The sequence below is a fragment of the Dactylosporangium sp. NPDC050688 genome, from assembly GCF_040654515.1.
Classification (GTDB): domain Bacteria; phylum Actinomycetota; class Actinomycetes; order Mycobacteriales; family Micromonosporaceae; genus Dactylosporangium.
Window position 1 is genome coordinate 26,594 of sequence record NZ_JBFAIC010000088.1, and the last position, 10,811, is coordinate 37,404.

Consider the following 10,811-nt stretch of genomic DNA (forward strand, 5'->3'; position numbering starts at 1 on the left):
GCGTCGGCCGCTTCACCTCGGGCTTGCCGCGTGGTTGGACCCCCGGATCGATGCAGAGCCGGCCGCTCAGGTCGTCGCCCGGCGATAGCTGGGTGGTGTCGGCGGCGCCCACTCGAGCACGTCGCGCGGCCAATGCTGGAGCCGGGCACCCGCTTCGTACGTGGTCTGGGCGAAATCGAGGACCGCCCGGCGCGGATCGTCCGCCAGCCGGACGTCGTCGTAGCTCAACACGAACTCGCCGAGTCCGGCGTCGAAGGACGCCGACGCTGGGCGGACCGGCTGGTCGCGGACCCCGGGCGGCTCGGGATAGGTGTAGGAGTAGAAGACCGGCTGCTCGACGCGCACGCCGTTGAGCCAGGTGCCGCCGGGCCAGAAGCCGAGCGAGCTCTGCTCGGCGGTGTAGCTCAACCGGGTGATCGTGTCGGCGTCCGGCGGCGGCTCGGTGGGCCGGCCGGAGTAGCGCGTCGTGGCGAGGTCGAACGAGCCCCAGTAGAACTGCACCGGGCTGGCCTTGCCGGTGAAGAGGGCCCGGAACTCGTCGAAGATCCCCTCGACCTGGCACAGCACGTGCCAGTACCGCTCCGCCTGCGCCGGGTCATACGTCGAATGCACGGTGTCCTCGTCGAACGGGATCGGATCCGACACCTCCACCGGCATGGTCCAGATCGGCACGTGCAGCCCCAGATCATCCAGCGCCGTCATCGTGGCGGTGTAGAAGTCGCGCACGGACCCGCCCAGCCCGACGGTGCGCCGCTCACCACCCTCGGCGTCGATGTGCAGCACATGGTCGAGGAAATCGAACTCCATCCCGAAGGTACGGGCAGGGTGCGGGATGGCCGCAGTCCGCAAGCCCCTGGCGGAAAGCTCCAGGGCGACCTGCCACCAGTGGTTCGTCATCGGCCGCAAGGCCAGCGAGATCTTCCCGACGATCTGGGTGTACATGTGCAGCGTGTCGTATGTGGGCTCCCACTCGGTGACCGGAAGGGCCGCCCAATGCCCCTGCTCACTCGTCATCTCCGACCTCCCCAGCACTGCTGGCGCCGGCTCCTGCCATCGGACAGAACAGGGCTGCCCGAAACAGACCCGATCATGCGCCGCCTACCCGTGTGTGATGCCTCGCCGTGCCGGCGCGGGCTACGCGGCCCGGGGTGCCGGCGGCGGGTTGAGTCGCGCGAATCCGGCTTGCCGGTAGTACGGAAAGTACGGGTACGGTGCGGTGCGGCTGCTGGCCGTGTCGAGGTACGCGAGTTGCTGCGGTGTCAGGCTCCAGCCGACCGCGTCGAGGTTGTCGCGGAGCTGGCGTTCGTTGCGGGCGCCGATGATGACCGAGGAGACGGTCGGTTGCTGTAGCAGCCAGTTGATGGCTACCTGTGGGATGGTCCGGCCGGTCTCTTGCGCGATCGTGTCGAGCGCGTCGACGACGTCGAACAGGTGCTCGTCGGTCACCGGTGGGCCGAAGTCGGCCGTCTGGTGCAGTCGGCTGCCGGCGGGCAATGGTTGGCCGCGCCGGATGCGGCCGGTGAGCCTGCCCCAGCCCAGCGGGCTCCAGACCAGCGCGCCGACGCCCTGGTCGAGGCCGAGCGGCATGAGCTCCCATTCGTAGTCCCGGCCGACGAGGGAGTAGTACACCTGATGCGCGATGTATCGGGGCCAGCCATGGTGCTGCGCGGTGGCGAGGGATTTCATCAGCTGCCAACCGGAGAAGTTGGAGACCCCGACGTAGCGCACCTTGCCGGCCCTGACGAGGTCGTCCAGGGTGGACAGCACCTCGTCGATCGGGGTGCCGGCGTCGAACGCGTGCAGTTGCAGCAGGTCGATGTAGTCGGTGCCGAGCCGGCGGAGCGCGCCCTCGCAGGCGCGGATCAGCCTGGCGCGCGAGGTGCCCGCGTCGCCGGGGCCTTCGCCTGTCGGCAGGCCGGTCTTGGTGGACACCAGCACCCGGTCCCGGCGGCCCTTGATCGCCTGTCCGAGGACGCGTTCTGACGCGCCGTCGGAGTAGACGTCGGCGGTGTCGAACAGGGTGACGCCCGCGTCCAGGCAGATGTCCACGAGCCGGCGTGCCTCTTGGGCATCGGTACTGCCCCACGCCCCGAAGAGGGGACCCTGTCCGGCGAATGTGCCGGCGCCGAAGCTCAGCGCCGGCACGGTGAGCCCGGACGCTCCCAACCGCCTGTACTCCATGAATATCCCCCTCGCTAACGGTACTGTTGTCCCGTTAGTTGGACGTTAGCACGCGGCGGCGCATTAATGGAACTGGAGACCCGTTATGAACGATCCCGTTGAACCCGGCACCGTCCGGCCCGGCGGTCGCACCGCCCGGGTCCGCGCCGCGGTCCTGCGCGCCGCCGGCGACGCATTGGCCGAAGGAGGCATCGCCCAACTCGACCTGGCCGACGTCGCCCGCCGCGCCGACGTGGGCAAGACCACCGTCTACCGCCGCTGGGGCACGGTGGCCAATCTGGTGACCGACCTGCTGCTGGACATGGCCGAACAGTCGTTGCCGCGCGCCGACACCGGCACGCTGCTCGGCGACCTGACCGCCAACGCCCAACTGGTCCAGCGCACCCTCACCGATCAACGCCAGGGCGCGCTGTTCAAAGCGATCATCGCCGCCGCCACCGGCGACACCCGGACCGCACAGGCGTTGCGCCGCTTCTACGACACCCGCATCAACGAATGGGCACCCTGCGTCGAGCAGGCCATCGCCCGCGGCGAACTCCCAGCCGACACCGACCCTCAGGAGGTCATCCGAGCCGTCTCCGCGCCGCTGTACTACCGGCTCCTCGTCACCGGCGAAGACCTCGACAACGCCACCGCAGACCGCGCGGCCAACGCCGCCGTCGCCGCCGCCCGCGCAGGAACATACCGGAGGAACACCACCAACGCGTCACACATTTGATCAGCCGCACCCAACTGCGGAGCGGGCTTGACAGGCTTGCTCTTCCGGTCCCGTTTTCCCCACAGTAGGGCACATGTCATGGTGGCGACGTTATCGATACTCCGTGCCCGGCGTTCCCCCGAGCGGTTCTGGGGGAGGCTGGGACGGCTACCGCCCATCGACCCTCACCGGCCGACCTGTCGTGGTCGCCGCGCTGGCCCGGGCGCCGCAGCGATTCGCCGACCTCATCATGGAGCCCGGGAGCCCGGAGCTGACGCTGACGCTGACGCAGTTGCTGGACAACATGGCGATCTCGACCAGCGACGGGTTGACCTGGGGACTGGGCATCGACGACGAAATCAAGCCGGTCATCGACACCGGGCCGGACGTGGTCGACGAGGACCTGATGGTCACCGCGCTCGAAGCCCGACCCGGCGTCGTCTGGGCGCAACATCCGGATCGAGAGTGCTACGAGATCCGGCTGGCCGAACCGATCCGGGCGGACAAGGCGCTGGCCCTGTTCATCGACGCGATCGCGCATGCCCACCGCGAGCTTGCCCGACGGCTGCGGATCGATCTCGGGGAGTGACGGGACGGCCGGCTTCCTGGCCGGCGACGCGATCAGCGTCCCCACCGACCCTGACCCTCTGCACGAACGCATCGACGTCCTCTCCGCGAGCTCCACCCGGTTGCCGCGCGAGATTGCGGTACGTGCGGCCGGCGGCGATGGTGAGGCGTTCTGTTCGGTCGGAAGGGGCGATGATGAGGCAACCGACGCTGTTTCTGACGGTAGGGCTCCCCTGTACCGGAAAGACCACTGCCGCTCATCGTATCGAGATCGAGCAGGAAGCGCTTCGTCTCACGAAGGACGAATGGGTGAAGGCGCTCTTCGGGCCCGAGAATCCGCCATCGGCCGGGGACGTGATCGAAGGACGGCTCATCGACATCGGGCTGCGTGCCCTCGAACTGGGCAACAATGTCGTCATCGACTTCGGCCTCTGGAGTCGCGATGAGCGCTCCGCTCTACGGCAGGCAGCAGCCGACCGGGACGCGACGGTGGAGATGCGGTACTTCGAACTCCCGCCGGCCGAGCAGCGCAGACGGCGTGACCAGCGCCAAGCCCAAGCGCCACACACAACCTGGCTTATGTCCGACGAGGAACTTGCCGAGTGGGCGGCCAGAATCGAGATACCGACTCCCGGCGAACTCGACGGCAGCGAACCCATTGGTGACCCACCGGCTGGATTCGCGACGTGGGACCAGTGGCGCGGATACCGCTGGCCACCATCGGTCTCCTGACCTACTTCTCACGGCGCTGCCACGACCGCGCATCGACCTGGCCCGTCAACGGGCGGCGGGCGACCTGGACCCGGGCCGGTGACGAGCTCGTCGTCACGCCGAAACAGGGGTTGCCGGCGGGGCGGGCGTTCGTGGTCGGCGTGCGGTACCAGGGGACGCCCCGGACGTTTCGCATCCCGGAGATTCCGCTCGAGTCGCTGTTCATGCCGACCGGCGACGGCGCCCTCGTCGCGGGTGAGCCGCAGTCCGGGGCGTCCTGGTTCCCGGTGAACGGACTTCGTCGCGCTCGCCTCGCGCGAGTCGGGCCAGGACCTCGCCGCGTTCTTCACCGCCTGGCTCACCGGCGCCTCGAAGCCGCCGAACCCCGACCCGCTGCCACCGGGCGTGCGAGCTGCTGCGGCACCACCGGCCGACTGCGCCACGGTGCCCCACACCGGCTGCCGGCTCGCCGCTGAGCGGGCGCGCGGGAATCGAGCATCGGGAGTCTGGTAAATCGCTGGCGTGATCCGGCGGGCCGCTGTTGCCTGGCCCCATGATCATTGTGACCGCGGCCTCCGGCGCCTTCGGCCGGCTCGTCGTCGAGCAGTTGCTGACCCGCCATCCGGACCGGCCGGTGGTCGCCGCCGTGCGTGAGCCCGGCCGGTGCGCCGACCTCGCCGCCCGCGGCGTGCAGGTCCGCCGCGGCGACTACGACGACCCAGCGTCGCTGCGGGACGCGATGCGGGGCGCACAACGGCTGCTGCTCATCTCCTCCCCCGTGCTGGACACCGACGTGCGCGTGCGTCAGCACCGGACGGCGATCGACGCGGCCGTGGACGCCGGCGTGCAGGCCGTCGCCTACACCAGTTTCCTGGGCGCCGACCGCGGCGGCGACGGCATGAACGCCGCGCACCATGCCACCGAACGCGCGATCGCCGGCAGCGGGCTGCCCGCCACGATCCTGCGGCACCCGTTCTACACCGAGGCGTTCGTCAACCCCGGCCTCCGCGACGCGGTGGCGTCGGGCACCCTCGCCGGCGGCACCGGCGGCCGCGGTCTCAACACCGCGTTGCGGTCCGACCTGGCAGTCGCCGCCGCCACGGTACTGGCCGGCGACGAGCACCTCGGCCGGGGCTACGACCTCACGGGTCCACTGTGGACGTACCAGGACCTGGCGCGGGTGCTGAGCGAGCTGTCCGGGCGGACGGTCGAGCCCGTCGAGACCACGGTGGCGCCGCCGCTGGGCCTGCTGATGCAGCTGGCGAAGGCAGGGCTGCTGGAGCGCCAGACGACGGATCTGGAGGCGCTCCTCGGCCGGCCGCCGACGCCCCTGCGCGAGGCCGTCGTCGCCGCGCTCGGCTGACGCGGCATTGGTGCCTGTGACGCCCGCCGCGTTGCGTACAGCATCCTAGGATACTAGGTCTGGGAGGTCGAGCAGCGCCTCCGAGGCGACGGGGCGGTAGCCGGCGGCCTGGAAGGCGCGGATGCTGCGGGCGTTGCCGGCCGCCTGCTGCGACCACACCGGCCCGCCGCCCGGCACCAGGTGGCGGGCGGGTCGAGGATGTCGGCGAGGTGCACCAGTCAGGTATGACGAGTGCTCAGCGCAGCGCCCGCACGACCGTCGCGTGGATGGTGCCGATCGGGGCGGGTCCGAAGAGTCTCGAGTCGAGGCCGGGGCGCTCGCCGTACACGATGACCGTGCCCTGCGGGACGGGGCCCGGGGCGGTGTTCGGCACGCCGGGCGGCACCGGGTCGCCGGGCACGGCGACGACGCGTTTGATGAGCCACCCCTCCCCCGCGCGCGGTGGGGCGCCGGGGGCGCTGTGCACGAGGGTGGCGCCGGGCGGGACGGCGACGACCGGTGGGCGGCGCAGCACGACGATGTCGCCGCGGTGCGGCGGCCGGCCGGTCCAGCGGCGGGCGAGCAGGACCGCGCCGTCGTGCAGCGCCGGCTCCATGCTGTCGCCGCGGACCCGGACCACCGTCCACCGGCGCCGCACCAGGACGGCAGCGGCGGCGAGGAGGAGCAGGCCGGTGCCCGCGGTCAGCCACGTCATGCGGCAGGGTCCAGGTGGTAGCCGCTGGCCTGCAGGCGGAACAGCCCCGCGTAGCGCCCGCCGGCGGCCATGAGCTCGTCGTGGGTGCCGGTCTCGGTGATCCGGCCGCCGGCGAGGACGAGGATGCGGTCGGCGTCGCGGACGGTGTTGAGCCGGTGGGAGATGAGCACGCTGGTGCGACCGGCCCGGTGTGCGGTGATCGCACGGTGGATGCGGTGCTCGGCCTCCGCGTCCAGGCCCGAGCTGGGTTCGTCGAGGATGAGCAGGTCGCGCCGGCCGCGCAGCAGGGCCCGGGCGAGGGCGAGCCGCTGCCACTGCCCGCCGGACAGCAGCACGCCGTCGGGGCGGTCGTAGTCGACGAACGTGCGTGACAGCAGCGTGTCGTACCCGCCGGGCAGGTCGAGCAGGGTGTCGTGGATGCCGGCCTGCCGCGCCGGGTCGGCGAGCCGGGCCGGGTCGGTGTCCAGGGCCGTGCGGCCGTCGGTGTCGCCGAGCGCGATGTTCTCCGCGGCGGTCAGCTCGTAGGACATGAAGTCCTGGAACACGGCCGCGATCCGGCGGCGCAGCTCGTCGGCGGGCAGGTCGCGCAGGTCGGTGCCGTCCCAGCGGATCGCGCCGCGGGTCGGGTCGTAAAAACGGCACAGCAGCTTCACCAGGGTGCTCTTGCCGGAGCCGTTCTCGCCGACGAGCGCCACGGCGCTGCCGGGCGGGATGGCGGCGGTCACGCCCTGCAAGACCCACGGCTGGTCGTCGCCGTAGCGGAACCACACGTCGTCGAGCACGATGCCGCGCTCTTCGTCGCGCGGCGCGCTGCCGGGTGCGGCGGTCGCGTCGGGCGGGGTGGCGAGCAGCTCGCGGTAGTGGTCGAACAGCAGGCCCGCGTGGTGGGCGAGGGCGAGGTACTGCACGCCGCCGGACAGGGCCGCCTGCACGCCGGCGACGGCGAGGATGACCGCGCCGACGTCGCCGGCGCTGAGGCTGCCGCCGGCGGCGGCGACCAGCGTCCAGATGACCGCGGCCCCGGCGAGCAGCGCCGACAGTGCCGCGAGCCCGACCTGGCTGCCGAGCTCGGTGCGGTCGAGGCGGCGGTGCCCGGCGTTGACGGTGCGCAGCTCGGCGAGCATCCGGTGGCGCAGCAGGGGCCCGGCGCCGAAGAGCCGGATCTCCTTGGCGGCGCTGAGGTCGGTGAGCAGGTCGCTGTAGAACAGCTCGCGCCGCTCGGCCGGGCTGAGGGTGTACGTGAGCGCGGCCCGGCGCCGGCTGAGGCGCAGCTCCGCCACGAGGGCGGGGACGGCGGCGGCGACGAGCCCGGCGGCGAGCCACGGCGACACCACGACGAGCGCGCCGGCCATCCCGGCCAGGGTGACCACCGACTGGGCGACGCCCAGGACGCTGTCGACGACCTGCCCCGGGCCGCCGTTGCCGGCCTGCTCGGCCAGCCGCAGCCGGTCCCGGAACGCCGGGTCCTCCAGGGTACGCAGCAGCGTGAACCGGCCGACGGCGGCGTAGAGCCGGTCCTTGGCGACGACGGCGACGGCGCGGCCGAGCTCGGCCTGGGTGTAGCGCATGACGGGCGGTCCGAGCGCGGCGAGCAGGCCGGCGGCGGCGAGGGCGCCGGCGACCGGGAGCACGGCCTCGGACGCGCCGCCGGCCACGACCCGGTCGATGGCGACCTTCGTCAGCCAGGCGGCGACCGCAGGCAGCGCCCCGGCGAGCAGGCGCGCCGCGACGTACCCGGCCAGCAGCGCCGGCCGGGCCCGCCAGGCGAGCGCGAGCGCCGCGCCGACCCGTCCCATCACCGTGATCACGCCGGCACGGGCACCTGGTAGCCGACGGACTCGACCACCCCGCCGTCCCGCACGAGCACGAACGCGGGGAAGCCGCGCACCCCGAAGGCGCTCGCGACCGGCCCTTCCGGGTCCTCCACGACGACGGCGACGCCGGTACCGCTGAACGCGCCGACGACGGGTGCGGTGTCGCCGCCGTCGTCGACGACGACCGCGAGCACGTCGCCCGAGTGCCGGACGGCGGCGGTGCGGAAGTCGCCGAGCCGCTCGTGGCAGGCGGGGCAGTCCGGGGAGAAGAACCCGATGAGGGTCCGGCCGGTCAGCGAGTCCCGGCCCACGGTGCGGCCGTCCACGGTGGACGCGGAGAAGTCGGCGACCGGTTCGCCGAGGGTCGCGGTCGACACCGGCGGCGGCTCGGCCAGGTCGCCGAGGCGGTTCTCGTAGGCCCGTAACCGGCGGACGACGCCGAGGACGACGACGAGGTTGAACACGGTCAGCACGGTCAGCAGCAGCACGGCGACGAGCAGCGCGGTGTTCATCGGCCGGTCCCCCTCGCTGGTGCCTGCGGGATGCGGAACAGCGACACGATGTCCTCCAGCGACGCGACGATGGGCCCGGCGACGCCACCGGCGACCGCGCAGACCAGGGACAGGGCGATGGGGCCGGGGCGGTCGGCGGCGACGGCGCCGAGCACCCCGAGGGCGATGAGGACCGCGTTGCGGGCGACGCCGACGCGGCTGACGGGGGCGTCGGCGCGGCCGAAGCAGGCGCAGGTGACGGTGCGGCCGCGGCGCAGCGCGACGAGCTGCGCGGCGGTGAACGCGGCCAGCAGCGCCACCGCGGCGGCGAGCACGGCACGGACCGGCGGCTCGGGCACCGCGCCGGTCGCCAGGTGCAGCAGCCACCACAGCAGACCGCCGGTGACGGCCGCCTCGAGCAGGAGCACGGCGGCGGCGAGCGCGGCCGCCGTGCGCGCGCCGAGGCGTCCCGGCCCCGGCCACAGCGCGGCCGCGCTGCGCCGGAACCGGGTGAACGACGGGGATGAAACTTTCCCGGCGACCGCCATCGCGAACACGACGGCCAGCGCACCGGCGGCAACCGCGGTCACCGGCATCGGTGGCCCACCGCGGTGCGCCCGGCCGTCGTGCGGGTCAGCACGTGCCGGTGACCGTGCAGGAGTAGCAGTGGTTCGGCACGCCCGAGCAGCCGTACATGCACTTGCGGCGGTAGCGCAGGCCGCCCGAGCAGTAACAGGTCTCCCATTGGTATGTGCAGCCCGCATCGGCCTGCGTCGTCGGGGCAAGGCGCGCGAGCACGCGGTCGGCGAGCCGACCCATGGCTTGAACCATCGGTGACATCCTTCCATAGGGAAATGCAGATAGGCAGAGTGATCCATATCGCGGCGGGATGTCAATGGGAACGTTCCTACATTGTGGTCCCGGAATTTGCTCAACCCGCTCCCGGCGGTGCCGATGGACCGATGCGGTGGCACTCGCTCTCAGGAGGCGGGATGGCGGACAAAACGGTGCAGACCCGGGGCTGGACGCTGTGGTCGCGCAGCGGCTACCGGGGGCCCAGCGACCTGAAACCGGCAACCCGCCCCGAGACCGGCGGGCCCCCCGACGACGCGCCACCGCCGCACGACGGCGAGCCGGCACCGCACGACGACGAGCCGCGGCCCGCCGCCGGCGCGGGTGCTCCCCGGCGGCCGGCGCGGCGGGTGCCGGCACGGCCGAGCGGCACCGGCGCGCTGATCGACCGGATCATCGCCGAGCGTGCGATCCGCATCGAGTACCAGGCCGTCCACGACACCGAGCACGGCCAGGTCGTCGGGTTCGAGGCGCTCACCCGCGGGCCGGAGGGGCCGCTGCACTCGCCGGTGCAACTGTTCGCCGCGGCACAGGCGGCCGGCCGGCTCGGCGAGCTGGACTGGATCTGCCGGGTGACCGCGTTCCGGGAGATGCTCGACGCGCGGCTGCCGCCGTCGGTGTCGCTGTTCGTCAACGTCGAGGCCGACTCGCTGATCGAGCCGTGCCCGCCGGACCTGCTGCCGACGGTCCAGGAGGCGGAGCAGCGGTTGCGGGTGTACGTCGACCTGACCGGCCGGGCCATCTCCCGCTTCCCGTGCGAGGCACTGGAGACCGCCCGGCGGGCCCGCGCCGCGAACTGGGGCGTGGCGATCAACGACATCGAGTTCAGCGCCGCCGGCGCCGCGCTGCTGCCGACGCCAGGCCGGCCTGGACCACCTGGTCATGGCGATGATGACCCGGGCGGCGGTGGGCGACCAGTCCCCCGCGGTCGCCGCCGTCGTGCCGGTCACGGCCGCGGCGATGCCGCCGCAGCGGCAGGTGATGTTCACGATGCTGCTGGAGCGCTGCCCGCTGATCATCATCGTCGGCCCGGACGTGTCGGCGTGGAGCGACTGGCGGGTCAGGGCGGCCGACATGCCGCCCGGGCACGCGTTCGCGCACGAGACCTGCTTCGTGCTGCTGTCGCCCGGGCCGTCGATCGCGGTGGCGGCCCGCCCGCACGAGGGGCGGGTGCAGGACCCGCCGGTGTGGGACGTGGCGGTCAGCCAGAACCCGGACCTGTGCCGCACCGTGATGCGGCAGGTGCTGCGGGCCGTGGACACGCTCGCCGGCGGGGTCCACCACCCGGGCTGAGCACGCCGAAAACCCGGGCCTCCCTGTGGAGGCCCGGGTTTCGTGGCAGTGGGTCGTTCAGGCGTCGACGAGTTCCTTGGCGGTGTCCGGGACCGCGAAGCCCTTGCTGCCCGGGGTCGCCGCGGCGTGGATCAGACCGGCCGCGCCC

13 protein-coding genes and 2 pseudogenes are annotated in these 10,811 nt (G+C 72.7%); 6 read left to right on the plus strand and 9 right to left on the minus strand.

All coding sequences use genetic code 11. From position 1 onward, the window contains the following. Positions 1–66: 66 nt before the first annotated feature. Together AB0H83_RS46085 and AB0H83_RS46090 are read right to left on the minus strand one after the other, a co-directional pair. On the minus strand, positions 67–1,014 hold the full coding sequence (locus AB0H83_RS46085; RefSeq protein ID WP_360108332.1) for a DUF5996 family protein: 948 nt from the start codon (positions 1,012–1,014) through the stop codon (positions 67–69). A 120-nt stretch (positions 1,015–1,134) separates the two neighbouring features. Continuing rightward, the gene (locus AB0H83_RS46090) at positions 1,135–2,181 is read right to left on the minus strand and encodes an aldo/keto reductase (RefSeq protein ID WP_360108335.1); all 1,047 of its coding nucleotides are present in this window, start codon (positions 2,179–2,181) and stop codon (positions 1,135–1,137) included. 85 nt (positions 2,182–2,266) lie between these two features. On the opposite strand from AB0H83_RS46090, the gene AB0H83_RS46095 reads away from it, so the two are divergent. The 3 genes from AB0H83_RS46095 to AB0H83_RS46105 all read left to right on the plus strand — a co-directional run bounded on the left by AB0H83_RS46095 (position 2,267) and on the right by AB0H83_RS46105 (position 4,177). Beyond that, on the plus strand, positions 2,267–2,899 hold the full coding sequence (locus AB0H83_RS46095; protein WP_360108338.1) for a TetR/AcrR family transcriptional regulator C-terminal ligand-binding domain-containing protein: 633 nt from the start codon (positions 2,267–2,269) through the stop codon (positions 2,897–2,899). Positions 2,900–3,080: 181 nt separating this feature from the next. Further along, a complete protein-coding gene (locus AB0H83_RS46100; RefSeq protein WP_360108341.1) occupies positions 3,081–3,467 on the plus strand; it encodes a hypothetical protein in 387 nt (128 codons plus the stop codon). A 173-nt stretch (positions 3,468–3,640) separates the two neighbouring features. Further along, the gene (locus AB0H83_RS46105) at positions 3,641–4,177 is read left to right on the plus strand and encodes an ATP-binding protein (RefSeq protein WP_360108344.1); all 537 of its coding nucleotides are present in this window, start codon (positions 3,641–3,643) and stop codon (positions 4,175–4,177) included. 1 nt (position 4,178) lies between these two features. Here AB0H83_RS46105 and AB0H83_RS46110 read toward each other — a convergent pair whose 3' ends face one another. Beyond that, positions 4,179–4,352: a hypothetical protein gene (locus AB0H83_RS46110; RefSeq protein ID WP_360108347.1), complete on the minus strand. Its 174-nt coding sequence runs from the start codon at positions 4,350–4,352 to the stop codon at positions 4,179–4,181. Between the two features lie 357 nt (positions 4,353–4,709). Here AB0H83_RS46110 and AB0H83_RS46115 point away from each other — a divergent pair, with 357 nt between their 5' ends. Next, a complete protein-coding gene (locus AB0H83_RS46115; protein WP_360108350.1) occupies positions 4,710–5,519 on the plus strand; it encodes an NAD(P)H-binding protein in 810 nt (269 codons plus the stop codon). A gap of 45 nt (positions 5,520–5,564) precedes the next feature. On the opposite strand, the pseudogene AB0H83_RS46120 reads toward AB0H83_RS46115, so the two are convergent. The 6 genes and pseudogenes from AB0H83_RS46120 to AB0H83_RS46145 all read right to left on the minus strand — a co-directional run. Next, positions 5,565–5,708 (minus strand): annotated as a pseudogene (locus tag AB0H83_RS46120) (GNAT family N-acetyltransferase); the annotation flags it as partial. A 46-nt stretch (positions 5,709–5,754) separates the two neighbouring features. Next, the gene (locus AB0H83_RS46125) at positions 5,755–6,213 is read right to left on the minus strand and encodes a S26 family signal peptidase (RefSeq protein WP_360108353.1); all 459 of its coding nucleotides are present in this window, start codon (positions 6,211–6,213) and stop codon (positions 5,755–5,757) included. Beyond that, positions 6,210–8,021 (minus strand): ABC transporter ATP-binding protein, encoded by a 1,812-nt coding sequence (locus AB0H83_RS46130; RefSeq protein WP_360108355.1) that lies wholly within the window; start codon positions 8,019–8,021, stop codon positions 6,210–6,212. Before AB0H83_RS46130 ends, AB0H83_RS46125 begins: the two co-directional genes overlap by 4 nt. Further along, a complete protein-coding gene (locus tag AB0H83_RS46135; RefSeq protein ID WP_360108358.1) occupies positions 8,018–8,539 on the minus strand; it encodes a TlpA disulfide reductase family protein in 522 nt (173 codons plus the stop codon). Before AB0H83_RS46135 ends, AB0H83_RS46130 begins: the two co-directional genes overlap by 4 nt. Next, a complete protein-coding gene (locus tag AB0H83_RS46140; protein WP_360108361.1) occupies positions 8,536–9,114 on the minus strand; it encodes a MauE/DoxX family redox-associated membrane protein in 579 nt (192 codons plus the stop codon). The genes AB0H83_RS46135 and AB0H83_RS46140 overlap by 4 nt, the downstream gene beginning before the upstream one ends. Positions 9,115–9,151: 37 nt before the next feature. After that, on the minus strand, positions 9,152–9,349 hold the full coding sequence (locus AB0H83_RS46145) for a hypothetical protein (protein ID WP_360108364.1): 198 nt from the start codon (positions 9,347–9,349) through the stop codon (positions 9,152–9,154). 161 nt (positions 9,350–9,510) lie between these two features. On the opposite strand from AB0H83_RS46145, the pseudogene AB0H83_RS46150 reads away from it, so the two are divergent. Beyond that, a pseudogene (locus tag AB0H83_RS46150) lies at positions 9,511–10,149 on the plus strand (EAL domain-containing protein); the annotation flags it as partial. Between the two features lie 103 nt (positions 10,150–10,252). Then, positions 10,253–10,663, plus strand: coding sequence for a hypothetical protein (locus tag AB0H83_RS46155; RefSeq protein WP_360108367.1), 411 nt, complete (start codon positions 10,253–10,255; stop codon positions 10,661–10,663). Positions 10,664–10,811 lie beyond the last annotated feature (148 nt).